This window comes from Anaeromyxobacter sp. SG64 (assembly GCF_022690745.1).
Lineage (GTDB): Bacteria > Myxococcota > Myxococcia > Myxococcales > Anaeromyxobacteraceae > Anaeromyxobacter > Anaeromyxobacter soli.
This window is the reverse complement of sequence record NZ_JALCZB010000014.1, coordinates 56,353-78,889: the sequence shown is the minus strand read 5'-3', so window position 1 is coordinate 78,889 and position 22,537 is coordinate 56,353. Positions and strand designations below refer to the sequence as shown.

Here is a 22,537-nt window from a genome sequence, read left to right as displayed (position 1 = left end):
GCGCGCGGAGCGGCGCGGCCACCCCCGCCCGCTCGCCGCCACGTCGGGCCGCCGCCGCCCCCAGCGGCACGTGCGCCGCGCGCGCCGGCTCCGGTATCTCCGCCCGACCGGAGGCGGGACGATGGGCTCTCCAGAGGTGAAGGGCTTCGGCCAGGGCGATCCTGCCCTCGCGGCCTGGGCCGAGGCGGTGTACGGGCCGGAGGACGAGGTGCTGCGCGAGATCCGCGCGCGCAGCCGCGCGGCGGGCCTCCCGGCGATCGAGGTCGGCCGCTTCGACGGGCTCCACCTCGAGGTGCTCGCGCGCGCCTGCGCCGCGCGGCGGATCGTGGAGATCGGCACGCTCGGCGGCTACAGCGGCGTGTGCCTCGCGCGCGCCCTGCCCGACGGCGGCGTGCTCCACACCTTCGAGCTGCGCGAATCCCACGCCGAGCTCGCCCGCGCCGCCTTCGCGCGGGCCGGCGTCGCCGACCGCGTGCGGCTGCACGTGGGCCCCGCGCTCGAGCGGCTCCGCGACGTCGAGGCCGAGGGCCCGTTCGACCTCGTCTTCGTGGACGCCGACAAGGGCGGGTACCCGGCCTACCTCGCCTGGGCGGAGGCGAACCTGCGCGTGGGCGGGCTCCTCCTCGCCGACAACACCTTCGGCTTCGGCCACGTCCACGAGCCGGCGGCGGCCGGCGAGGACGCCGCCGCGATGCAGCCGCTCCGCGAGTTCAGCGAGCGGCTCGCGCGCGGCGGGCGCTTCCGCGCCACGATGCTGCCGACCGCGGAGGGGCTGTCGCTAGGAGTGAAGCTCCGCTGAGCTGCTGCGGCGAAGGCCGAACCGACGGGCTACAGCAGCTCGAGCTGCATGTGCTCGCGCAAAGGCTCCGCCCGGATGCCTTCCTTGCGGAGCGCGGCGGCGAGCGCGTCGGCGTGGCCGTGCACGGTGTACACGCGCGCGGCGCCGGTCGCCTTGGCGTAGCCCAGGAGCCCGGGGAAGTCGGCGTGGTCGGAGAGCGGGAACGCGGCGTCCACCCCGCGGAACCAGCGCGCGCCGTCGATGGCCCAGCCGGTGAGGATGGCGGTCCGGCGCCGGCGCACGCCGCGCATGGCCGGGCTGCGGGCGAGGTGCGGCGGCGAGACGACCACCTCCCCCGGCCCCGCGCCCTCGGGACCGAGCGGCCGGACGTTCGGGAGCGCCACGCCCTCCGCCTCGTAGACGCGGTTCACCGCGTGCACCACCGGGTGGACGCGGCAGGGGTAGCCCGCGTCGGAGAGGAACTTCAGGATCTCCTGCGCCTTGCCGAGCGCGTAGCCGAGGAGCACGGGCGTCACCCCGTCGGACAGGGCGTCGTCCACGAAGCGCCGGATCGCGGCCAGGGTGTCGGCCTTGGGCGGGAAGACGTAGCGCGGGTGGCCGAAGGTCGACTCCATCACGAGCACGTCGCAGGGCATCACATCCGCCTGCTCCGCGGCGTGGGTGGGCTCGGTGCAGAGGTCGCCCGTGTAGCCCACGGCCACCTCGTTGCGCGTGACCCGGAGCTGCGCCGAGCCGAGCACGTGGCCCGCGCTGAAGAGCTCGAGGGTCAGCTCGCCGAGCCCGAACGGCGTGCGGTAACCGACCGGGAGCGCCTCGGTCTTGCGGCGCTTGGGCTCCCCCAGCCGGTGCCGCATGAGCGCGATCGTGGCGGCGGTCGCGATGGTGCGGTCGTGTCGGCCGATGTGGTCGCCGTGCGCGTGCGAGACGAACGCGCACTCGACGCGTCGCTTCGCGTCGAGGTGGAGAGCGCTGTTCGTGATCCGGAGCTCACCGCGGTGGAGCTCGATCGGCGGCCGCCTCATCGGGCGCCCGTTCTACACCGTGCCCCCCACAGGCGCGAACCCCCGCCCGCGCGCCCGCCGTGGCGCGCCGGTGGAGGCTCGCGCCCGCGAGACTTCGGTCACTCGTCGTGGGCGGGAGGTGGCCGCCGCTCCGCCGGCGCCGCCTCCGTCTTCGCCTCGCGCTTCTTGCCCTGCGCCTCGCCGCCCTTCCGCTCCGCCTGGCGGTCCTGCTCCTCCAGGTCGTGGATCTTCTTCTCGAGCGAATGGAATCCGCCTCGCTTGCCTTCCGCCATCGCCCACCTCCGTTGTCGTCCAGGATCGTCACCCCGGCGGCGGAGCGCAGCGAGGGGCCGTAGGGGTAACTCGTCGGCGGCGCCCGGAGAGGGGCCTCTTCCTCATATGGGCTGTCAGTCCCCCACGGCATGATGCGCGCCGCCATGGCCCTACCTCTTCGAAAGAACTCCGAGCCCGCGCCCGCGGGCCCGGACGCGCCCCGGGAGGCGAAGATGAGACCGCAGCGCACCGTCGACGTGGGGGAGCGGCTGCCCCTCCTCCAGAGCATCCCGCTCTCGCTCCAGCACCTCTTCGCGATGTTCGGCGCGACGGTGCTCGTGCCCTACCTCGTCGGCCTCGACACCTCGGTGACCCTCTTCACCTCGGGCGTCGGCACGCTCCTCTACATCTTCATCACGAAGGGGAAGATCCCCGCCTACCTCGGCTCGTCCTTCGCCTTCATCGCCGCCTTCATCGGGATCCTGGGCGCCAAGGCGGGCGAGCTCGCCTCGCCGGAGCGGGTGTCGATCGCGATGGGCGGCTGCGTGGTGGTGGGCCTCGCCTACATCGCGGTCGCGCTCCTCATCGGCAAGTTCGGCACCGCCTGGATCGACCGGGTCCTGCCGCCGGTGGTGATCGGCTCGGTGGTGATGGTCATCGGCCTCGGCCTCGCCCGCACGGCGGTCGTGACCATGGCGATGGAGGGCGGCACCGGGACGTATCACCCGGAGTTCTTCGCGGTGGCGCTCTCGGCGCTCGCGATCGCCATCCTCGCGGCGGTCTTCCTGAAGGGCTTCCTCGGCGTCATCCCCGTCCTCATCGGCATCGTGGGCGGCTACGTCGTGGCGCTCCTCGCCGGTCAGGTGAGCTTCGCCGCGGTGAAGAGCGCGGCGCCGCTCGCCCTGCCCCCCTTCGTGCTCCCCACCTTCACCTGGGGGGCGGTGCTCACGCTCGCGCCGATCTCGCTCGTCGTCATCACCGAGCACATCGGCCACCTCATCGTCACGAACAACATCGTGGGCCGCGACTTCATGAAGGACCCCGGCCTGCACCGCTCGCTCGCGGGCGACGGCGTTGCGACCGCGTTCGCCGGCCTCGTGGGCGGCCCGCCCAACACCACCTACGGCGAGAACATCGGCGTCATGGCCATCACCCGCGTGTTCAGCGTGTGGGTCATCGGCGGCGCGGCCGTGATCGCCATCGTGATGTCCTTCTTCCCGCCGGTGGGCGCGCTCATCCGCACCATCCCCACCCAGGTGATGGGCGGCATCTGCATCCTGCTCTTCGGGATCATCGCGTCCGCCGGCATCCGCATGCTGGTCGAGGCGGGCATCGACTTCTCGCAGAAGCGGAACCTCATCATCGCCTCGGTCGTGCTCGTCATCGGGATCGGCGGCGCGAAGCTGAGCATCGGCACCGTCGAGTTCAGCGAGATGCCGCTCGCCACCTACGTCGGCATCCTCCTGAACCTCGTCCTGCCCCGCGGGCTCGAGAAGGGCGCCGGCGAGGCGTCGGGCGAAGCCGCCGACGTGTAGCAGTGTAGCCCGGAGGCGCGCGCGCCTCTCCGAAAGCGCCCGGTCCGCGCTGCGCGGCCCGGGCGCTCGTGCGTCCGGGGCGCGGCGCGGCCAGGAGCCCCCGCCGCCTTCAGCGCAGGAGCAGGTAGTAGAGCCGCCCGGGCTGCTTCATCCGTCCGGCCGCGCTCTCCGCGTAGGCGCCGCTGCCGAAGAAGAGGTCGATGCGCGCGGAGCTCCGGATGGCGCCGCCGGCGTCCTGATCGAGGAAGAACCGGCCGAACGGCTTCATCGGCCCGCCCGCCGCGTCGGTCGGCCGCTCGGCCTCGACGAAGGCCAGGGCGCCCTTCGGGAACACCTTCCCGTCGGCGGCGAGGGTGCGATCCGGCGTGACCGGCACTCCCAGCGAGCCCACGGCCTCGTCCGCGAAGCGGAAGAAGACGTAGGACGGGTTCGTGGCGAGGAGCAGGGGCTGCTCGGAGGGGTTCGCCGCGAGCCAGGCCTTGATCGTCTGCATCGAGACCTGCTCGCGCGGGATCGCGCCGCGACGGACGAGCTCCGCGCCGATCGCCTCGTAGCGGTGCCCGTTCTTGCCGGCGTACGTGACGACGCGGGTCGTCCCGTCCGGAAGGCGCAACAGGCCGCTCCCCTGGATCTCCACGAAGAACGCGTCCACCGCGGAGCTGACGAAGGCGAGCTCCGCCCGCTGGCCGGAGATGGCGCCGTCGGCGATCTCCGCGCGCGTCGGGTAGGGCACGAGCCGGCCGTCCTTCACCCTGCCCACGAGGTCGGCGGAGAGCGCGGGGAAGTCGCGCGCGCGCACCTGCACGAGGTCGTCGGGCGCGCGGTGCAGGGGGACCTGGAAGCGCCCGCCGCGATCGAGCGCGCCGTCGAGCTCGGGCAGGTAGTAGCCCGTGAAGAGCACCGTCCCCCGCCCGTCGCCGACCGAGCGGAAGACGCGGAACTCGCGGACCAGCGCCTCGCGCAGCGCCGCCGGCGGGGGCCGCGCGGCCACGAGCTCCCGGAAGCGGCGCAGCGAGGCGGCGACGCGCGCGAGCGGGACGCGCTCCTTGCCGAAGGCGAGCGTCCGGCCGGGGTCCGCCCGCGAGAGGCGCGCGAAGTGCTGGAGCGACCGCTCGAGGGCGAGATCGAGGCCCGCGTAGTCGAGGTCGTCGGCGAAGGCGGGGAACGCCTCCGGCGTGAGCTCCTCGAGCGCGCCCTCGGCGCTCGTGGCCGGCTGGGGGGGCGGCGGGAGGGTGCGGCAGGCGGCGAGCGCGAGCGAGCTGACGAGGGCAAGGCGGAGGGCGCGGCGCATCGCGCACGATAACCCGGGCTCTGCCGGCGCCATTCCGCCCGCTCGGTCGCCCGGTCGGGGGGCGGCCGGGCGCCCGGCGGATCAGGAGGCGGCGCGCGCCGGCTCGCGCGCGGCGGCGCGCGCGGGCTGTAGCACGGCGTCGAGCCGCGCACCGACCTGCGTCCACTGGAACCGCTTCAGCACCCGGGCGCGGCCGGCGGCCCCCAGCTCCCGCCCCCGGGCCGGATCTCCGAGGAGCGCGAGCAGCGCCTCGGCGAGCGCGGCCGGATCGCCGGGCGGGACGAGGAGGCCGGTCTTCCCCTCCTCGATGATCTCAGGGACCGCCTCCACCGCGGTCCCCACACAAGGGACGCCGCACGCCATCGCGTCGAGGAAGGCGATGCCGAACGGCTCGACGAGCGTGGGGAGGGCGAACACCGTCGCCCGCGAGAAGAGCTCCTCGAGCCCGTCGTAGGGCACCGGGCCGAGCTGCTCGGCCCCGTCGGGCAGCGCGAGCGGCTCCGGCGGGCCGGCGATGAGGAGCCGGGCGGCGGGCCGGCGGCGCCGGACGCGCTCGAACGCGTCGAGCAGGATCGTGCCGCCCTTGCGGGCGAACTCGCGGCCGACGAAGAGGATCGTCTCGCCGTCGTCCGCGCGAGCGGGGCGCTCCGGCACCACGTTCGCGCCGGCCCCGACGACGACGATCCGCTCGCGCGCGAGGCCGTAGTCGCGGACGAGCGAGCGGGCGACGTTCTCCGAGAACGTCGCGATGGCGGCCGCCCCCCGGTAGCAGGCCCGCTCGCGCTCGAACCAGGCGCGCCCGTAGCGCGGCGGGGCGGCGAGGCCGGCCCGGCGAAACGCGGGGGCCGCCTCGGCGAGCGCCCGGGTGTGGTCGAGGAGCAGGACGTAGGGGAGGCGCGCGGGGAGCCCCGGCGAGAACAGCGCCCCGTTCTGGAGCACCACGTCGGGAGCAGGATCGAGCGCCGCGAGGGCCACGCCGAGGTGGCGCGAGTGGACGTCGAAGGCGTAGGGAGTGTTCCAGCGGTAGGTGAGCGCCTGGCTGCGGAAGCGCGCCGTCGCGAGCGCGAGGTGCACCGCCACGTCGCGCGTGAAGCGCGGCAGGCGCGTCGCCGGATCGCGCAGGTCGAGCGGCCCGCGCGCCGAGACCGGGGTGATCCGGTGCCCGAGGGCCCGCAGCGCGTGGGCGACGTGCAGGGTGACGCCGCTCTGTTCCCCGTAGTTGGTGTACGCGATCGAGAGAGACGAGTCGGGTCGATCCATGCGCGTGTCGGTCCTCGCGGTCACCCGGGAAGATGTAGACCGCGCGGGAGCGGGGGAAGCCCTGCCGCGGGCCCCCGCTCGGACGGGTGGAGGGACGCCGCACCCGTGCGCGAGGCCCCGCGGGACCGCGCCCTTCAGCCGCCGCGCGCCTGCGCGGCGACCGCCGCGCCCCCGGCGCCGCGCCGCCCCTCGAGGAGGCCGCCCACCTCGCCGGCGATCACCCCGAGCACGATGAGCGCGCCGCCGCTCCAGTCGGTCACCCGGAGCGGCTCGCCGCCGTAGAAGTGGCTGAAGAGCGCCGCCGCCACCGGCTCGAGGGAGAAGATGAGCGCGGCGCGCACGGCGGTGGTGTGGCGCTGCCCCCAGTTCTGCACGAAGAACGCGAGGGCCGTCATGAGCACGCCCGTGAACACCACCGTCCCCGCGAAGACCGCCGCGCCCTCGGGCCGGTAGTAGCGCGCCTCGAACGGCAGCATCGCGGCGGCGCCGAGGAACGTGACGGCGATCTGAACGAGCGTGAGCGGCACCACCGGATGCCGCGGCGACCACTCGGACGTGTAGACGATCTGCAGCGCGAACGCGACCGCGCAGGCCGCGGTGAGGAGGTCGCCGAGCCGCACCCCCGCGTCCACGGGCTCGCCGAACGGGTGGGTGAGCAACCCGAGCCCGGCCACCGCGAGCGCAACCCCCGCCCAGCTCGCGAGCTTCACCCGCCGGCCGAGCAGGAAGCGGGCGACGAACGGGACGATGAGCACCGCGAGCCCGGTGAGGAACCCGGAGCGCGAGGGCGTCGTGTGATTGAGCCCGACCGTCTGGAGGACGAACCCGGCCAGCATGAAGACGCCGAGGAGCCCGCCGTGGCGGAGGAGCCCCGCGCCCACCCGGTCGCGCCGGACGAGCGCGACGGCGGCGAGGAGGGCGGCGGCGACCCCGAACCGCGCCGCGAGGAACACGCCCGGCGAGGCGACCGAGAGCACGCCCTTCACGAAGTGGAAGGTCGTGCCCCAGAACAGCGTGAGGATGAGCAGGGCGAGATCGGCCACGCGCGCTAGACCTCTCCCTCGAACCGGCCGTGCAGCTTCACCGGCGCTTCCTTGGTGCGCCGCATGCGCATGTTGAGCAGCTCGACCCCGAGCGAGAACGCCATCGCGAAGTAGATGTAGCCCTTCTCCACGTGCCGGCCGAACGACTCGGCGACGAGCATCACGCCGATGAGGATGAGGAAGGAGAGCGCCAGCATCTTCATGGTCGGGTGCCGCTCGACGAAGTCGCCGATCGCCCCGGCGAACACGAGCATCACCCCCACCGCGAGCACCATGGCCGTGACCATCACCGCGAGGTGCTGGGCCATGCCCACGGCGGTGATGACGGAGTCGAGCGAGAAGACGATGTCGAGGACGCCGATCTGGACGATGACGCCCCAGAAGCTCGCCGCGCCGCCCTGCCCCGCCGCCGCCTCCGGCCCGTGCTTCACCTCGAGCTTGTCGTGGATCTCGAACGTCGCCTTCGCGATGAGGAACAGCCCGCCCGCGAGGAGGATGAGGTCGCGCCCGGAGAACCCGTGGCCGGCGACGGCGAAGAGCTCGCGCGTGAGCCTCATCACCCAGCTGATCGCGAAGAGCAGGCCGAGCCGCGTCACGAGCGCGAAGGCGAGCCCGAGCCGGCGCGCGCGCGGCTGCTCCCCGGCGGGCAGCCGCCCGGCGAGGATGGTGAGGAACACGACGTTGTCGATGCCGAGGACGATCTCCATCGCGGCGAGCGTCGCGAGCGAGATCCAGGTGTCGGGCTGCGTGAGCAGGTCGAGCATGCCGGCCTCCCATGCCCGATGCGGGCGCCCTTGTCGAGCGGGAGCGGGCGCTCCCTGTCGCGCGGGGCGGGCCCGGGCGGGCGGCGTCAGCGGGCGAGGGCGAAGCGCCTCGGGCCGCCCGAGGGGGCGCGGATCACCTCGCCGCGGGCCTCGAGCAGCTCGAGGTTCGCGACCGTCTCGGACATGGTGAGGAAGGCGTCGCCCGGCTTCGCCCAGGGGAACAGGGCGCGGGAGAGCTCCCAGGCGGTCCGCGGCTCCTCTGCGAGGAGCTCGCGCAGCTTCGCCTGGCGCTTTCCGTAGAAGTCCACGAGCCGGTCGATCACCGCCCGGTGGCCGGAGAACGGCGGGCCGTGGCCGGGCAGCACGAGGTCGATCTCGAGGGCGTGCATGCGGCGGACGCTGTCGAGGTAGGCGAGGAGCGGGCGGAAGTAGCCCTCCTCGCCGCGGGGGCCGAGCTCGATGAGCGGGTTCGGCGAGACCTTCTGGAGGAGGTGGTCGTCCGAGAAGAAGAGCCGGCGCGCGCGGTCGTAGAGGCAGACGAGGCCGGGGGTGTGCCCCGGCATGTGGAGCACCTCGAGGTCGAGGTGGCGCCCGCGGATCCGCTCGCCCTCGCCGATGGGGCGGGCCTCCGGGACGCGGCGCGCGAGCTCGAAGCTCTTCTCCCCCGCGAGGGCGGTCGCCTCGATCACCTCCGCCGGCACGCCGAGGCGCGCGAGGTGCGCCGAGTAGGCGGCGGCGTGGTCGCGCCAGCGCCAGCCGCCCTCGGCGACCTTGGGCAGATCGGCCGGGTGCGCGAACACCGGCGGGCCGGCGCCGTGGCGCTCCTGGACGAAGCGCGCCCCGCCGTAGTGGTCCACGTGGCCGTGCGACACCACGATGCGCGAGACCTCGTCGAAGCGACGGCCGATGCGCCTGAACCCCTCCTCGATCGCGGCGTGCGCCTCGGCGCTCGCGAAGCCAGAGTCGAAGAGCACGAGCCCGCCGCCCGCCTCCTCGATGACGTAGACGTTGACCGGCCCGCCCGCCTGCGGGAACGGGATCGGCACCGCGATGCGTGTGACTCCGAGCCCGGCGAGCTCCGCTTCCGTCATCACCGGCTCTTCTTCAGCTTCTCGGCGAGCTCCGGCAGGGCCTTGAACAGGTCCGCCACGAGCCCGTAGTCCGCGAGCTGGAAGATCGGCGCGTCGGGGTCCTTGTTCACCGCCACGATCACCTTCGATCCCTTCATCCCGGCGAGGTGCTGGATGGCCCCGGAGATGCCGGCGGCCACGTAGAGCTCCGGCGCGACCACCTTGCCGGTCTGCCCGACCTGCCAGTCGTTCGGGACCCAGCCCGCGTCCACCGCCGCGCGGCTCGCGCCCACCGCGGCGTTGAGCTCGTCGGCGAGCGCCTCGATCGGCTTGAAGTCGCCCTTCGTGCCGCGGCCGCCCGCGACCACGATGCGCGCCTCGGTGAGCTCGGGCCGCGCGCTCTTCACCTCCGTGAACCCGGCGTAGCGCGTCCTGAGCGCGCCCGCGTCGACGCTCACCTGCGCCGTCGTCACCGCGCCCTTCCCCTCCTTCGCGGCGGCCGGGAACTCGGTGGCGCGCACGGTGAACACCTTCACCGGCGTCGCGAGGGCGACCTCGGCGAGGACGTTGCCCGCCCACATCGGCCGGCGGAACGTCACCTCCGCGCCCTCGCCGCCGAAGCCCAGCACCTCGGTGGCCATCGCGGCCTCGAGGAGGCCCGCCACGCGAGGGAGCAGGTCCTTGCCGAACGCGGTCGCCGCCGCGCCGACGTGGGTCGCCTGCACGGCGCGCGCGAGCTCGGCCACGACCGGCGCGTGCGCCTCGGCGAGCGGATGCTCGAGCACCGCCGCGTCGGCGGCGTGCACCTCCGCGCCGTAGCCGGCGAGCTCCTCGGCGACGGGGCCGATCCCGCTCCCCAGCACCGCCACGTGCAAGGTCCCGCCGGTGCGCCGCGCGACCTCGCGCCCCGCCGAGAGGGCGTGCAGGGTCGCCTTGCGGACCGCGCCGCCGAACTGCTCCGCCACGATGAGGACGTTCGCCATGATGTGCCTCGCGCGCTAGACGACCTTCGCCTCGCCGTGGAGCTTGCTGAAGAGCTCCTCGACGTCCGCCACCTTCACGCCGCCCTTGCGCGACGGCGGCGCCGACAGCTTCTTCACGACCACCTTCGGCGCGAGCTCCACGCCGAGCGCGGACGCCTGCAGCTCCTTCAGCTCCTTCTTCTTCGCCTTCATGATCCCGGGCAGCGAGGCGAAGCGCGGCTTGTTGAGCCTGAGGTCGGTCGTCACCACCGCCGGCAGCGAGACCTCGAGCGTCTCGACGCCGCCGTCGACCTCGCGCACCACCGCGAGCGACTTGCCGTCCGCGGCGAGCCTCAGGCCGGGCTCCTTCTTCTGCTCGGCCTCGCTCTCGAGGCTCTCCGTCTTCGAGGCGAAGGTCGCCTGCGGGAGCCGGAGCCGCGCGGCGAGGTACTGGCCGGCCTGGTTCTGGTCGTCGTCGATCGACTGCTTGCCAAGGATGACGAGGTCCGGCTTCTCCTGCTCGAACACCTTCGCGAGCACCGCCGAGACCCCCACCGGATCGAGCGGGCCGTCGTGGCGGACGAGGATCCCGCGGTCGGCGCCCATCGCCAGCGCCGCGCGGATCTCGGTGGCCGACTTGTCGCCCCCGATGGAGGCGACGATCACCTCGCCGCCGTGCTTCTCCTTCAGGCGAAGCGCCTCCTCGACGGCGATCTCGTCGAAGGGGTTCATCTTGTAGTTGACCCCGTCGGTGACGATCCCCGAGCCGTCGGGCTTCACCTTGATCTTCGACTCCGGGTCTTCCACCCGCTTCGCGGTCACGAGGATCTTGAGGCTCATGGATGCACCTGATTTCCGAATCGGTTCGAGGGCCGGCCAGATCTTGCGCAGCGCGGCATCGGACCGCAACCGAAAAGGCGGGCGCCTGTGCCCCACGAGGGCGCCGCCAGAAACGCGCGAAAGTGCGACAGACCGGATACGAGGTGGAGACGCGGGCCCCCGGAAGGGCCCATTCTCGCTCCGTCAAACTCGCTCCAAGGAGACATGAAGATGCGCAGCTCCCTCGCACTCGCGATCGCCGCCGTCGTGTTCGCCTTCCCCGCCGCCGCGCAGTCTCGCGCGCAGACCGAGTCCGCCATCAAGGGCACGGGCAAGTACGGGGCCGCCGGCTGCGGCCTCGGCTCGATGGCCTTCGGCGACACGCCGGGCGCCGTGCAGATCCTCGCCGCCACCACGAACGGCCTGTTCGGCACGCAGACCTTCGGCATCACCACCGGCACCTCGAACTGCGGCCCGGGCCTCTTCGCCATGGGCACGAAGAACTTCGTCGAGGCGAACCGCGAGGCGCTCGCGAAGGACATCTCCCGCGGCGAGGGCGAGGCCATCGGCGCGCTCACCGTCATCAACGCCTGCGGCGACTCGCACAAGGTCGGCGCCGCGCTGCAGAAGAACTTCAAGACCATCTTCCCGAGCGAGAGCGCGTCGAACGACGACGTGACGCGCGCCATCCTCGAGACGCTGCACGGCGACCAGAGCCTCGGCTGCGGCAAGAGCTAGGCGGAGCGGGGAGGGCCGAAAGCGGCCCCTCGTGGTAATCAGGAGCGCGGATGACCCCCAAGGTCGCCGCGCTCCTTCTTCTTTCCGTCCTCGCCGCCCTCCCCCGGAGCGCCGCGGCAGAGGCCGCTCCCGCGATCGCCCTCCCGACCGCGGCCGCGTCGCTCGTCGCGCGCGCCCGCGCCGCTCACCTCGCGGAGGATCCGGGCTGGCTCCGCCTCGGCCACTGGCGCAGGGGGCTCCTCGGCCTCCGCAGCGAGGTGGACGGGCGCGAGTTCTTCCTCGCCAAGGACGGCAAGACCGATCCGGCCGCCGAGCTCGAGGCCACCATCGCGGGCCTCTTCTCCCCCGGACCGTTCGCGGACGAGCTCGCCGATCCCTACTGCCGCTTCCCGGCCCGCGCCGCCTTCCTCGCCGCGCGGCTCGGGCTCGACCCGGCCGCCCTCCCGCCGCGCAGCTGCCCCAAGCTCGACGACTTCCTCGCCCGCGTCCGCCCCGCGGGCGTGACGCTCGTCTTCTCCTCCTACTACCTCAACAACCCCTCCTCCTCCTTCGGCCACACGCTGCTCCGCCTCGACAAGGCGGAGGGCGCCCGCGAGGGGAAGCACTTCGAGCTCCTCGACTACGGCGTCGACTACGCCGCCACGGTCGACACCTCGAACGCCATCCTCTACGCGGCGAAGGGGCTGTTCGGCCTCTTCAAGGGCGAGTTCAAGCACTACGCGTACTACTACAAGGTCCGGCAGTACGGAGACTTCGAGTCGCGCGACCTGTGGGAGTACGACCTCGCCCTCGCGCCCGAGGAGACGCAGCTCCTCGCGCGGCACCTCTGGGAGCTCGGCGGGACCTGGTTCGCCTACTGGTACCTCGACGAGAACTGCAGCTACCACGTGCTCGGCGCGCTGGAGGCGGCCGCGCCGCGGCTCGACCTCCTCTCGCACGTCGGCCGCGCCGTCGTCCTCCCCTCCGACACGCTGAAGGCGCTCTACGCGAACCCCGGCCTCGTCCGCGCCGTCCACTACCGCCCCTCGATCCGCACGCAGTTCGAGGCGCGCGCGCGCGACCTCTCCGGCCTCGAGCTCCGCACCGCGGTCGTGCTCGCGAGGAGCCCGGCGGCGCCCTTCCCGGAGGCGCTCGCGCCGGCGCGGCGCGTGGCGGTGCTCGACGCGGCCCAGGACCTCCTCGACCTGAAGCACGGGCGAAAGCTCGTCATGGGCGAGGATCCCGCCGCCGCGACGCTCCGCCAGGCGCTCCTCGAGCGCCGCGCGGAGATCCCGGTGGCGAGCGCGCCGCTCGAGGTGCCCGCGCCCGAGGCCCGCCGTCCGGACCAGGGCCACGGCTCGTTCCGCGTCGGGCTCGGGGGCGGCGCCGCGGACGCGCACGGCGGCTACGCCGCGCTCGAGACGCGGCTCGCCCTCCACGATCTCGCCGACCCGCTCCAGGGCTACCCGCCCACCGCGCAGATCGAGTTCCTGCCCGCGAGGCTGCGCTACTACCCGGAGCACCAGCGGCTCGAGCTCGACGACGCGTCGCTCGTCCGGGTGGTCTCGCTGAACCCGCTGTCGCGCTGGGACCAGCGCCCCTCGTGGCGGATGCGGGTGGGCGCGACGACCGTGCGCGACGGCGGCTGCGCGGGCTGCCTCGCCGGCGCCCTCGAGCTCGGCGGCGGCCTGGGCGCCGCGAACCTGGCCCGCGCGGTGGACCTCCTCGCCCTCGGCGACACCGAGCTCCTCGGCTCGCCGCGACTCGACGGCATCCGCGGCGCCGGCGTGCGGCTCGGGCTCGGCCCCTCCGCGCTCGTGCGGATCCGCGGCGGCGAGCGGGTGGTGCTGCTCGCCGAGGCGCGCTGGCGCTACCTGCCCTTCGCCACCCCCGAGCAGACCTGGGCCCTCTCCGGCACGCTCCGGCTGCACCTCACGCGCGCGCTGTCGCTCGCGCTCGAGGCGCGCGCCGCGCCCGAGGACCGCGACGTGCAGGCGGGCGTGCTCGTCTACCGGTGACGCACCGCGCGGCTCAGCGCTCCTGCCCGTAGCGCCGGACCCGCTCGGCGCCGCGCACGACGCGCAGCGCGCCCTCCGCGAGCGCGCGCAGCTCGTCCTCGCCGGGGAACACGTGGGTGGGGGCGATCCAGCCGACGCGGCGGCGCACGCCCTCGACGACGTGCGGGAGGTGGGCCATCCCGCCGGTGAGGAGCACCGCGTCGACCGCGCCCTCCAGGGCGGCGGCGAGCGCGCCGACGGCCTTCGCGATCTGGTAGCACATCGCGTCCACCACGACGCACGCCTGCGAGTCCCCGGCCTCGCAGCGCCGGATCGCCTGTCGCGCGTCGCGCGTGCCGAGGTACGAGTACAGGCCGCCGTCGCCGAAGAGCCGCCGCTTCAGCGCGCGCTCGTCCGCGCCCGGGGCGAAGCAGAGGTCCACGAGCGCCATCGACGGCACGCCGCCGGCGCGGTCGCCGGAGAACGGCCCCTCGTCCTGGGGGTTCACGACGTCCACCATCCGCCCCTCGCGCTGCGCGGAGAGCGAGACGCCCGTGCCCATGTGGACCACCACGAGCCGCAGGTCCTCGAGCGCGCGGCCGGCCTGCGCCGCGTAGCGCCGCGCCACCGCCCGCATGTTGAGCGCGTGCGAGAAGCTCCGGCGCTCGACGCCGCACAGGCCGGAGACGCGGGCGACCGGATCGAGCTCGTCCACCGAGACCGGGTCGACGATGAAGGCCGGGCAGCCGTGGTCCTCGGCGAGCGCGCTCGCCATGGGCGCGCCGAGGTTCGAGGCGTGCTCCCCGCGCTCGGCGCGCTCGAGGTCCTCGAGCATGGCGGCGTCGACGAGGTAGGTGCCGGAGCGGAGCGGCGGCAGGAGCCCGCCGCGGCCCGCGACGGCGGCGAGCGCGCCGCGGCCGACGCCGGCGTCGCCGAGGAGCGCCCGGGCCGCGTCGAGGCGCACCGGCAGCTCGTCGAGGACGCGCGCGGCGGGGCGCTCCATGAGCGCCGGGTGGGTGAGCTTCTCCTCGCGCACCAGCGCGTCGCCGCGGTAGAGCGCGAGCTTCGTCGAGCCCGCGCCCGGGTTCACCGCGAGGACGAGCGGCTCCGCGCCCGCCGTGTCGGTCGTCATGGCCGTCCGTCCCCGGGCGAAGGCGCGCCGCCGCCCGCCGCGGCGAGGGAGGCCGCCGAGAGCACGCCGAGCGCGATCGAGTAGATCTTGTCCTCCGCCCGCTCCACGCGGGACGGGATGAGCACCGGCGCGCGCGCGCCGACGATGACGTGCCCGACGTGGCGGCGGGCGAGGTAGGTGAAGGCCTTGCCGAGGGCGTTCCCGGTCTCGATGGAGGGCACGAGCAGGAGGTCGGCGTGACCGGCCACCGGGTGGTCGATGCCCTTCGCGCGCGCCGCCTCGGGGCTGAGCGCGTTGTCGAGGGCGAGCGGGCCGGAGACGACGCAGCCCGCGAGCTCGCCGCGCGCGTTCGCCTCGGCGAGCGCCTGGGCGTCCTTCGTCGCCGCCATCGCCTCGTTCACGGTCTCGACCGCGCACAGGCAGGCCACCTTGGGCCGCTCGTAGCCGAGCGCCTGGAAGAGCCGGACCGCGTTCTCCACGATCTCCTTCTTCTGCGCGAGGCCCGGCGCGACGTTCACCCCGCCGTCGGTGACGCCGAGGAGCCGCGGCCGCTCGGAGAGCGGGTGATCGGCGACGAGCACGTCGGAGAGGAGCCGCCCGGCGCGGAGCCCGTCGGCGCGGTCCAGGATGGCGCGCAAAAGCTCGGCCGTCGGCAGCCGGCCCTTCATGAGCACGGCCGCCTCCCCGCCGCGCACCATCGCCACCGCGCGCCGCGCCGCGTCGGCGTCGGTCTCGGCCGGCTCGATGCGGTAATCGCCGGGATCCTCGCCGGCGGCCGCGAGCCGCGCCCGGATCCCGGCCGGCGAGCCGACGAGCACGATCTCCGCGATCTTCTGGCGCCGCGCGAGCGCCGCCGCCGCGAGCGCGGTCTCGTTCTCCGCCGCCGCCACGGCCACGCGAAGTGGACCTCTGGCGCGGGCGGCGGCGACGAGCCGCTCGAGCGTGGGGATGGGAATCATCGCAGCCCTCGCGGTACTATGCCGTCCCTTTGCCCAATCTCGCCACCGGCCGGCCGGCTTTTACACCGGCCTGCCGCGCCCTGCACGTCCCGTGATGAGGCGCGCGCGAGGAGGAGACGCGCTTCTCATGGAACGACGGCTTCTTTCCGGCGACGAGGCGGTCGCGGCGGCCGCGGCGGACGGGGGGGTGCACCTCGGCACCGGCTACCCCGGGACCCCCTCCACCGAGATCCTCGAGGCGTTCTCGACCCTCGGCGGCAAGGCCCAGTGGGCGCCCAACGAGAAGGTGGCGCTCGAGGTCGGGCTCGGCGCCGCCTTCGCCGGCGCGCGCGCGATCGTCACCATGAAGCACGTGGGCCTGAACGTCGCCGCCGACCCGCTCTTCACCTCCGCCTACACCGGGGTCACGGGCGCGCTCGTCGTGGTGGCCGCCGACGATCCGGGCATGGCCTCCTCGCAGAACGAGCAGGACAGCCGCCGCTACGCGGTCGCCGCCGGGCTGCCCATGCTCGAGCCGGCCGACTCGCAGGAGGCCTACGACCTCGCCCTCGCCGCGCTCGAGCTCTCGGAGCGCTGGCAGCTCCCGGTGATCCTGCGGATGACCACCCGGGTGTGCCACTCGAAGTCGATCGTCACCCGCCGCGCCGCGAGCGCGCCCGCGCCGGTCCCGCGTTTCCGCCGGGACGTCGCCGCCCGCGTGATGATCCCCGCCTACGCCCGCCCGGCCCACCGCCGGCTGCGCACGAAGCTCGACAGCCTGCAGGCCTTCGGCGAGACCTCGCCGCTCGCGGTGTGGCGCGAGGGGGACGGCAAGCTCGGCATCGTCGCGAACGGCGTCACCGCGCGGCACGCCCGCGAGGCGGCGCCGGGGGCGAGCCTGCTCGAGCTGAAGCTCGTCCACCCGCTCCCGCTCGAGAAGATCCGCGCCTTCGCCGCCTCGGTCGAGCGCTGCGTCGTCCTCGAGGAGGGCGACCCTGTCATCGCCGACGCGGTGCGCGCGGCGGGCATCGCGGTCGAGGCCAAGGCGCCCGCGTTCCGGTTCGGGGAGCTCGACGTCCCGCGCGTGCGCCGCATCCTCGCGCGCGACCTCACGCCCGAGCCGGAGCCGCCGAAGGGCAAGCCCCCGCAGCTCTGCGAGGCCTGCCCCTACCACCCCGTCTACTCGACCCTGAAGAAGCTCGGCTGCATCGTGGCGGGCGACATCGGCTGCTACACGCTCGGCGTGCTCCCGCCGTACGAGGGGATGGACACCTGCGTGGCGATGGGCGCGTCCCTCGGGGTGGGGCTCGGGCTCCGCCACGTCCTGCCCGAGGAGGACGCGCGCAAGGTGGTGTCGATCATCGGCGACTCGACCTTCGTCCACACCGGCCTGAACGGGCTCGTCGAGATGGTCTACAACCCGCCGCCCACCGGCCACGTGCTCGTCGTGCTCGACAACGGCACCACCGCCATGACCGGCCAGCAGGAGCACCCCGGCACCGGCCGCACGCTCGACCACGCCCCCACCGGCAAGCTCTCGATCGAGGGGCTCGCAAGGGCGCTCGGCGTGCGGAACGTGGACGTGGTCGATCCCATCGCCGAGCCGGCCGGGTTCGAGAAGCTCCTCGTCGACCGGCTGGCGCGCCGCGAGCTCTCGGTGGTCGTCGCGCGCCGCCCGTGCATCCTCGCCGCCGCCGACATCCGCAAGTACGAGAAGGCCGCGGCCGCCGCGGGCTGCGCGGCCTGCCCGGAGATCGAGAATGTCTGACCGCGTGGACGTGGTGAACGTGGTGTTCGCGGGCCTCGGCGGCCAGGGCGTCATCAAGGCCTCGGACATCCTCGCCGACGCCGCCTTCCGCGCCGGGCGCGACGTGAAGAAGGCCGAGGTCCACGGGATGAGCCAGCGGGGCGGCTCGGTCACCTCCGACGTCCGCTTCGGGCGCGAGGTGCTCTCGCCCATGGTGCCGGGCGGGGAGGCGGACTACCTCGTCGTCCTCTCCGCCTCGGAGATCGCCGTCACCCGCCCGCTGCTCGGGCCGCGCGGCGTGCTCATCCCGCCCGACCTCGTCGACGAGGCGACGCTGCCGAACCGCAAGAGCCTCAACGTCGCCCTGCTCGGCGCGCTCGCCCGCCTCCTCGACCTACCCGAGGAGCACTGGCTCGCGGCGATCCGCGCGGCGCTGCCGGAGCGGCTGCACGAGGTGAACGAGAAGGCGTTCCGGATCGGCCGCGCGGCGGCGCTCCGGACCTAGGACACCCACACACGGCGGGCGGCGGGGACGGGGACGAACGAAAGGAGCGGCTCCAGGTGAGCAGCCAGTGGAACGACGCGCCCGGGGGCTTCCACCCCGCGAGCGCCCCCGACTTCCTGCCGCGGCGCGAGCTCGCGCGGCTCCAGCTCGGAAGGCTCCGATCGGTCGTCGAGCGCGCCCACGCGCGCGTCGAGCTCTTCCGGCGGCGCATGGAGGAGCGGGGCGTCACGCCCGCCGACGTGCGCTCGCTCGAGGACCTCGGTCGGCTCCCCTTCACGGTGAAGACCGACCTGCGCGACACCTATCCGTTCGGCCTGTTCGCGAGCCCGATGGAGCAGATCGTGAGGCTCCACGCCTCCTCGGGCACGACCGGCAAGCCCATCGTCGTCGCCTACACCGAGGCGGATCTGCGGGTGTGGACGAGCGTGATGGTGCGCACCTTCGCCGCCTGCGGGCTGCACCGCGGCGACGTGATCCAGAACGCCTACGGCTACGGCCTGTTCACCGGCGGCCTCGGCGCCCACTACGGCGCCGAGGCGCTCGGCGCGACGGTGATCCCCATCTCCGGCGGCAACACCGAGCGCCAGCTCATGGTGCTGCAGGACTTCGGCGCGACCGCCATCTGCTGCACGCCCTCGTACATGATCCACCTCGTCGAGCGGGCGCGCGAGGCGGGCATCTCCTTCGAGCGGCTCAAGGTGGGCGTCTTCGGCGCCGAGCCCTGGACGGAGGAGATGCGCCGTCACATCGAGGCGGCCGCCGGCATCCGCGCCCACGACGTGTACGGCCTCTCGGAGATCATCGGCCCGGGCGTCGGCATCGAGTGCGAGCGGCGCGACGGCCTGCACCTCTTCGAGGACCACTTCTACCCCGAGATCATCGACCCGGAGACGGGCGAGGTCCTCCCCGACGGCGCGGAGGGCGAGCTCGTCCTCACCACGCTCTCGAAGGAGGCGATGCCGATGATCCGCTACCGCACGCGCGACATCACCTCGATCGTCCCCGAGCCGTGCGCCTGCGGCCGCACCCTGCGCCGCATCCGCCGCATCGGCCGCCGCTCGGACGACATGCTCATCATCCGCGGGGTGAACGTGTTCCCCTCGCAGGTGGAGGCGGCGCTCCTCGCCGTCGAGGGGACCCTGCCGCACTACCAGATCGTCCTCGCCCGCGTGCAGGGCCTCGACGAGATGGAGGTGCAGGTGGAGGTGACGCCGGAGGTGTTCTCCGACGTCATCGGCGCGCTCGAGGCGCTCCGGCGCAGGCTCGAGGCCGCCATCGACCACGTCGTCGGCATCCGCGTGAAGGTGACGCTCGTCGCGCCGCGCACGCTCGCCCGCAGCGAGGGCAAGGCGAAGCGCGTCCTCGACCGGCGCAACATGTAGGAGGGGGTCCCGTGAAGATCCGTCAGCTCTCCGTGTTCCTCGAGAACCGCCCCGGCCAGCTCCGCTTCCCCTGCAAGGCGCTCGGCGATGCCGGCATCGACATCGTCACCATGTCGCTCGCCGACACGGCGCAGTTCGGCATCCTGCGCCTCGTCGTGAAGGAGTGGGAGCGCGCGAAGTCGGTGCTCGAGGCCGCCGGGGTGGTGGTGAACGTGACGGAGGTGCTCGCCGTCGACGTGCCGGACCGCCCGGGCGGGCTCGCCGCGGTGCTCGAGGCCTTCGAGCAGGCCGGCGTCGGCGTCGAGTACATGTACCCCTCCGCTTCGCGCGAGCGCGGCCGCCACGCCACGCTGCTCTTCCGGCTCGAGGACCCCGACCGCGCCGAGAAGCTGCTCGAGGCGGCGGGCGTGAAGCTCGTCGGCCCCGCCGAGCTGTTCGCGCGCTCGTAGGGGACGCCGTGACGATCCCCGTGCTCGAGAGCCCGATCTTCGACCCCGCCGAGACGCTCCCCATCCCGGAGCGGCGCGCGCTGCAGGCGCGACGCCTCGCCGAGACGGTCCGCCGCGCGAGCGCCGTCCCGTTCTACCGCGACGCGCTCGGCCGCGCCGGCGCGACGCCCGAGGCGATCCGCGCCGTGGACGACGTCCGCCGGCTGCCCTTCACCACGAAGGACGACCTCCGCGAGACCTACCCGCTCGGCCTGCTGGCGGTGCCGAGGGGCGAGCTCGCCCGCGTGCACGGCTCCTCCGGGACGACCGGCAAGCCCACCTTCGTCGCCTACACCCGGCGCGACCTCGACACCTGGTCCGGCCTCGTCGCGCGCTTCCTCGTCGCGGGCGGGCTGCGCCCGGACCACCTCGTCCACGTGGCCTTCGGCTACGGCCTGTTCACGGGCGGCTTCGGCCTGCACTACGGCATCGAGCGGGTGGGCGCGGCGGTGGTGCCCGCCGCCGGTGGAAACACCCCGCGTCAGGTGATGCTCATCCGCGACCTCGGCGCCGAGGTGCTCGTCTGCACGCCGTCGTACGCGCTGCACATCGCGGAGGTGGCGGCCGCGGAGGGCTTCCGCCCGGGCGACCTGCCGCTCAGGCTCGGGCACTTCGGCGGCGAGCCGTGGACCGAGGAGATGCGCGCGGCCATCGAGAGCGCGCTCGGGATCCGCGCCTTCAACAACTACGGGCTCTCCGAGGTCATCGGCCCGGGCGTCTCCGGCGAGTGCCCCTACCGCACGGGCATGCACGTGCAGGAGGACCACTTCCTCGTCGAGTGCGTCGACCCCGACACCCTGGCCCACGTGCCGGACGGCCAGGTGGGTGAGCTCGTCTTCACCACGCTCACCAAGGAGGCGATGCCGGTCCTGCGCTACCGGACGCGCGACCTCGCCGCGCTGGACCGCTCGCCCTGCCCCTGCGGCCGCACCGGCGTGCGGATGAGCCGGGTGGTGGGCCGCTCCGACGACATGCTCATCATCCGCGGGGTGAACGTCTTCCCCTCGCAGATCGAGGAGGCGCTGCTCCGCGTCGAGGGGACGGCGCCGCACTACCTCATCGAGGTCTCGCGCCCGGGCTCGCTCGACGAGGCGGTCGTGAAGGTGGAGATGCGCCCCTCGGACTTCCGCGACGAGATGCGGCAGCTCCAGGAGCTGCACGACCGGATCGACCGCGAGATCCACGCCGTGACCGGCGTGCGCATGGCGGTCGAGCTCGTCGCGCCGAACACGCTCGAGCGCTCCGCCGGCAAGGCGCGGCGGGTGCTCGATCACCGGCGGCGCTGAACGACAGCTCGATTCGCGATACCTTCGGTGACGCGAATCGCGCTGTCGTTCAGCGATTTGTAACGGGGGCTGCGCCCCCGCCCGCCGAGCAGAGCTCGTCGGGGCCCACCCCTGCTCGCCGGGTCCCGTGCGCCGCCGCGCGCGGCTTCGCCGCTTCCGCGGCGTCGACCCGGCGGGCTCGCTTCGCTCGCCTGTTCGCGAATCGATAGAGCGCGGCCCTCGCGCGGCGGCCGCTCTGCCGCAGCGCGAGGGGACGCTCCGGCTACAGCGCGAGCAAGGTCGAGAGCTCGAGCTGGTTCGCCGTGTACGTGTCCGCGCCGGTCACCGTGGCGGTGTCCGTCACGTACCGCGTCGCCTCGAGGCCGAGGCGCCAGCGCGAGGTGAGGTTCACGAGCGCGCCGGCGGAGAGCTGGCTGTTCCGGCGGATCGGGCTCGAGGTCGCGCTCGCGGCCGGGAGGGTCGCGTCGCGCGGGTCCTCCCGCCCGGCGCCGAGGAGGAGGGTGTACCCGGGCACGGGCGTCACGGCCGCCTGCGCCCACAGCCCGCGGGTCTCGACGTTCGACACGCGCGCCAGCGCGACGTCCGCGACGACGCCCTTCGCGTTCACGGCGTAGAGGATGTCGAGGTTCTCGCCCGCGAACGCGCCGCCCACGAGCTGCACGTAGGGGAGGTCGAGCTTCAGGTCGAGCGCGAGCGCGCGGCTCTCGGCGGTGACGTCCTTCGCGGCCCGGTCGGCGGTGGCCGCGAAGGAGTACTTCTCGCGCCCGGCGTGGCCAGACACCCCCAGCTCCGCCGTCGCCTTGCCGCCGCGCCGGTACACGCCCGCGACGCGCGCCTCCACGTTCGGCGTCCCCGAGCGCTCCCCCGCCGGCCCCGGCGCGCCGTTCGCCGCGTCGGCGGTGACGCCGGCCCGGTCGAGCGGCGCGAGCGCGCCCAGCTGGTAGACGACGCCGAGCGTCCGCCCCAGATCGCCGGAGACGCGCACCTGCGGCGCGCGGCGGTAGAGGAAGCCCGCGCCCGCGAAGCGCGGCGTGGCGAGGTGTGAGAGGCTCTGCGCGAAGTACGGCCCGCCCACGATCCCCCAGGTCTGGCCGGCGAGCACGGTGAGGTTCGCGAGCTCGGGCCAGGCGGCGGAGACCCACGCGTGCCTGAGCCGCACGAGCGGCAGCGACGGGTCGTCGGACCCGACGGTGTTTCCTCCCATGAAGTCGAGCTCCACGAGCGCCTTCAGCTTCGCGTTCGCGAGGAGCCCGTCGGAGGGGATGCCGACGTTGAGGCGCAGCCGGCTCTGGCGCACCCCCATGCCGAGCGCCGCCTCGCCGTCCGGACCGCCCCGCGCGAAGCGAGGCAGGTCGTTCGCGTTCAGCGGGCCGGAGCTCGCGTAGGTGTTGAGGAGGAGCCAGCCCGAGGTGTCGAGGGTGAGCTTCTGCGGCTCGTCGGGGCGGGCGGCGAGCGGTGAGGCGAGGAGCAGGGCGGCGGCGAGCAGCGGGGCGGGGCGCGTCATGGGTCCTTCTCCGCGGGGCAGGGG

General features: G+C 74.1%; 21 protein-coding genes. 9 read left to right on the top strand and 12 right to left on the bottom strand.

The genetic code is table 11. From position 1 onward, the window contains the following. A partial coding sequence (locus tag MNZ29_RS06770; RefSeq protein ID WP_242354010.1) for an O-methyltransferase occupies positions 1 to 799 on the top strand: 799 nt, incomplete at its 5' end. Between the two features lie 29 nt (positions 800 to 828). Here the strand turns inward: MNZ29_RS06770 and MNZ29_RS06765 are convergent. Then, positions 829 to 1,821 (bottom strand): MBL fold metallo-hydrolase, encoded by a 993-nt coding sequence (locus MNZ29_RS06765; RefSeq protein ID WP_242333955.1) that lies wholly within the window; start codon positions 1,819 to 1,821, stop codon positions 829 to 831. Between the two features lie 98 nt (positions 1,822 to 1,919). After that, complete coding sequence (locus MNZ29_RS06760) at positions 1,920 to 2,093, bottom strand: hypothetical protein (RefSeq protein WP_242333958.1); 174 nt, start codon at positions 2,091 to 2,093, stop codon at positions 1,920 to 1,922. Positions 2,094 to 2,306: 213 nt separating this feature from the next. Between MNZ29_RS06760 and uraA the strand changes: the two genes are divergently transcribed. Beyond that, complete coding sequence (gene uraA, locus MNZ29_RS06755; RefSeq protein WP_242354008.1) at positions 2,307 to 3,608, top strand: uracil permease; 1,302 nt, start codon at positions 2,307 to 2,309, stop codon at positions 3,606 to 3,608. Positions 3,609 to 3,717: 109 nt separating this feature from the next. Here the strand turns inward: uraA and MNZ29_RS06750 are convergent, their stop codons facing one another. The 7 genes from MNZ29_RS06750 to MNZ29_RS06720 all read right to left on the bottom strand — a co-directional run bounded on the left by MNZ29_RS06750 (position 3,718) and on the right by MNZ29_RS06720 (position 10,838). Further along, positions 3,718 to 4,899: a murein transglycosylase A gene (locus MNZ29_RS06750; protein ID WP_242354006.1), complete on the bottom strand. Its 1,182-nt coding sequence runs from the start codon at positions 4,897 to 4,899 to the stop codon at positions 3,718 to 3,720. Between the two features lie 81 nt (positions 4,900 to 4,980). Continuing rightward, complete coding sequence (locus tag MNZ29_RS06745; protein WP_242354003.1) at positions 4,981 to 6,159, bottom strand: glycosyltransferase family 4 protein; 1,179 nt, start codon at positions 6,157 to 6,159, stop codon at positions 4,981 to 4,983. Positions 6,160 to 6,293: 134 nt separating this feature from the next. Continuing rightward, complete coding sequence (locus MNZ29_RS06740; protein WP_242333968.1) at positions 6,294 to 7,202, bottom strand: DMT family transporter; 909 nt, start codon at positions 7,200 to 7,202, stop codon at positions 6,294 to 6,296. 5 nt (positions 7,203 to 7,207) lie between these two features. After that, positions 7,208 to 7,966 (bottom strand): TerC family protein, encoded by a 759-nt coding sequence (locus MNZ29_RS06735; protein WP_242333971.1) that lies wholly within the window; start codon positions 7,964 to 7,966, stop codon positions 7,208 to 7,210. A gap of 86 nt (positions 7,967 to 8,052) precedes the next feature. Beyond that, positions 8,053 to 9,057, bottom strand: a complete 1,005-nt coding sequence (locus MNZ29_RS06730; protein WP_242353993.1) for an MBL fold metallo-hydrolase — start codon at positions 9,055 to 9,057, stop codon at positions 8,053 to 8,055. Continuing rightward, a complete protein-coding gene (locus MNZ29_RS06725; RefSeq protein ID WP_242353991.1) occupies positions 9,057 to 10,019 on the bottom strand; it encodes an electron transfer flavoprotein subunit alpha/FixB family protein in 963 nt (320 codons plus the stop codon). The genes MNZ29_RS06730 and MNZ29_RS06725 overlap by 1 nt, the downstream gene beginning before the upstream one ends. 15 nt (positions 10,020 to 10,034) lie before the next feature. Continuing rightward, on the bottom strand, positions 10,035 to 10,838 hold the full coding sequence (locus MNZ29_RS06720) for an electron transfer flavoprotein subunit beta/FixA family protein (RefSeq protein ID WP_242333981.1): 804 nt from the start codon (positions 10,836 to 10,838) through the stop codon (positions 10,035 to 10,037). 204 nt (positions 10,839 to 11,042) lie between these two features. Here MNZ29_RS06720 and MNZ29_RS06715 point away from each other — a divergent pair, with 204 nt between their 5' ends. Both MNZ29_RS06715 and MNZ29_RS06710 read left to right on the top strand, forming a co-directional pair. After that, positions 11,043 to 11,555: a DUF3015 family protein gene (locus MNZ29_RS06715; RefSeq protein ID WP_242353989.1), complete on the top strand. Its 513-nt coding sequence runs from the start codon at positions 11,043 to 11,045 to the stop codon at positions 11,553 to 11,555. A 50-nt stretch (positions 11,556 to 11,605) separates the two neighbouring features. Beyond that, positions 11,606 to 13,552 carry a DUF4105 domain-containing protein gene (locus tag MNZ29_RS06710; RefSeq protein WP_242333985.1) on the top strand — a complete coding sequence of 649 codons (1,947 nt, stop codon included), beginning with the start codon at positions 11,606 to 11,608 and terminating at the stop codon, positions 13,550 to 13,552. A gap of 13 nt (positions 13,553 to 13,565) precedes the next feature. Here MNZ29_RS06710 and buk read toward each other — a convergent pair whose 3' ends face one another. Then, complete coding sequence (buk, locus tag MNZ29_RS06705) at positions 13,566 to 14,663, bottom strand: butyrate kinase (protein WP_242333988.1); 1,098 nt, start codon at positions 14,661 to 14,663, stop codon at positions 13,566 to 13,568. Continuing rightward, positions 14,660 to 15,622, bottom strand: a complete 963-nt coding sequence (locus tag MNZ29_RS06700; RefSeq protein ID WP_242333991.1) for a bifunctional enoyl-CoA hydratase/phosphate acetyltransferase — start codon at positions 15,620 to 15,622, stop codon at positions 14,660 to 14,662. The genes buk and MNZ29_RS06700 overlap by 4 nt, the downstream gene beginning before the upstream one ends. A gap of 127 nt (positions 15,623 to 15,749) precedes the next feature. On the opposite strand from MNZ29_RS06700, the gene MNZ29_RS06695 reads away from it, so the two are divergent. From MNZ29_RS06695 to MNZ29_RS06675, 5 genes are read left to right on the top strand one after another with little or no spacing between them, the layout of a single operon-like run. Further along, complete coding sequence (locus MNZ29_RS06695) at positions 15,750 to 17,369, top strand: thiamine pyrophosphate-dependent enzyme (RefSeq protein ID WP_242333994.1); 1,620 nt, start codon at positions 15,750 to 15,752, stop codon at positions 17,367 to 17,369. Next, positions 17,362 to 17,853, top strand: a complete 492-nt coding sequence (locus MNZ29_RS06690; RefSeq protein WP_242333997.1) for a 2-oxoacid:acceptor oxidoreductase family protein — start codon at positions 17,362 to 17,364, stop codon at positions 17,851 to 17,853. The genes MNZ29_RS06695 and MNZ29_RS06690 overlap by 8 nt, the downstream gene beginning before the upstream one ends. A 56-nt stretch (positions 17,854 to 17,909) precedes the next feature. Next, positions 17,910 to 19,235 carry a phenylacetate--CoA ligase family protein gene (locus tag MNZ29_RS06685; RefSeq protein ID WP_242334000.1) on the top strand — a complete coding sequence of 442 codons (1,326 nt, stop codon included), beginning with the start codon at positions 17,910 to 17,912 and terminating at the stop codon, positions 19,233 to 19,235. Between the two features lie 11 nt (positions 19,236 to 19,246). After that, positions 19,247 to 19,684: an ACT domain-containing protein gene (locus tag MNZ29_RS06680; protein ID WP_242334003.1), complete on the top strand. Its 438-nt coding sequence runs from the start codon at positions 19,247 to 19,249 to the stop codon at positions 19,682 to 19,684. 8 nt (positions 19,685 to 19,692) lie between these two features. Next, positions 19,693 to 21,009, top strand: a complete 1,317-nt coding sequence (locus tag MNZ29_RS06675) for a phenylacetate--CoA ligase family protein (RefSeq protein ID WP_242334006.1) — start codon at positions 19,693 to 19,695, stop codon at positions 21,007 to 21,009. 262 nt (positions 21,010 to 21,271) lie between these two features. Here MNZ29_RS06675 and MNZ29_RS06670 read toward each other — a convergent pair whose 3' ends face one another. Beyond that, positions 21,272 to 22,513 (bottom strand): hypothetical protein, encoded by a 1,242-nt coding sequence (locus tag MNZ29_RS06670; protein ID WP_242334010.1) that lies wholly within the window; start codon positions 22,511 to 22,513, stop codon positions 21,272 to 21,274. Between the last annotated feature and the right edge of the window lie 24 nt (positions 22,514 to 22,537).

What these genes read in the sequence shown, in the direction of transcription:
- MNZ29_RS06765 (WP_242333955.1), bottom strand. Translation starts at nt 1,821, where the DNA reads ATGAGGCGGCCGCCGATCGAGCTCCACCGCGGTGAGCTCCGGATCACG.
- MNZ29_RS06760 (WP_242333958.1), bottom strand. Translation starts at nt 2,093, where the DNA reads ATGGCGGAAGGCAAGCGAGGCGGATTCCATTCGCTCGAGAAGAAGATC.
- uraA (WP_242354008.1), top strand. Translation starts at nt 2,307, where the DNA reads ATGAGACCGCAGCGCACCGTCGACGTGGGGGAGCGGCTGCCCCTCCTC.
- MNZ29_RS06750 (WP_242354006.1), bottom strand. Translation starts at nt 4,899, where the DNA reads ATGCGCCGCGCCCTCCGCCTTGCCCTCGTCAGCTCGCTCGCGCTCGCC.
- MNZ29_RS06745 (WP_242354003.1), bottom strand. Translation starts at nt 6,159, where the DNA reads ATGGATCGACCCGACTCGTCTCTCTCGATCGCGTACACCAACTACGGG.
- MNZ29_RS06735 (WP_242333971.1), bottom strand. Translation starts at nt 7,966, where the DNA reads ATGCTCGACCTGCTCACGCAGCCCGACACCTGGATCTCGCTCGCGACG.
- MNZ29_RS06730 (WP_242353993.1), bottom strand. Translation starts at nt 9,057, where the DNA reads ATGACGGAAGCGGAGCTCGCCGGGCTCGGAGTCACACGCATCGCGGTG.
- MNZ29_RS06725 (WP_242353991.1), bottom strand. Translation starts at nt 10,019, where the DNA reads ATGGCGAACGTCCTCATCGTGGCGGAGCAGTTCGGCGGCGCGGTCCGC.
- MNZ29_RS06720 (WP_242333981.1), bottom strand. Translation starts at nt 10,838, where the DNA reads ATGAGCCTCAAGATCCTCGTGACCGCGAAGCGGGTGGAAGACCCGGAG.
- MNZ29_RS06715 (WP_242353989.1), top strand. Translation starts at nt 11,043, where the DNA reads ATGAAGATGCGCAGCTCCCTCGCACTCGCGATCGCCGCCGTCGTGTTC.
- MNZ29_RS06710 (WP_242333985.1), top strand. Translation starts at nt 11,606, where the DNA reads ATGACCCCCAAGGTCGCCGCGCTCCTTCTTCTTTCCGTCCTCGCCGCC.
- buk (WP_242333988.1), bottom strand. Translation starts at nt 14,663, where the DNA reads ATGACGACCGACACGGCGGGCGCGGAGCCGCTCGTCCTCGCGGTGAAC.
- MNZ29_RS06700 (WP_242333991.1), bottom strand. Translation starts at nt 15,622, where the DNA reads ATGATTCCCATCCCCACGCTCGAGCGGCTCGTCGCCGCCGCCCGCGCC.
- MNZ29_RS06695 (WP_242333994.1), top strand. Translation starts at nt 15,750, where the DNA reads ATGGAACGACGGCTTCTTTCCGGCGACGAGGCGGTCGCGGCGGCCGCG.
- MNZ29_RS06690 (WP_242333997.1), top strand. Translation starts at nt 17,362, where the DNA reads ATGTCTGACCGCGTGGACGTGGTGAACGTGGTGTTCGCGGGCCTCGGC.
- MNZ29_RS06670 (WP_242334010.1), bottom strand. Translation starts at nt 22,513, where the DNA reads ATGACGCGCCCCGCCCCGCTGCTCGCCGCCGCCCTGCTCCTCGCCTCA.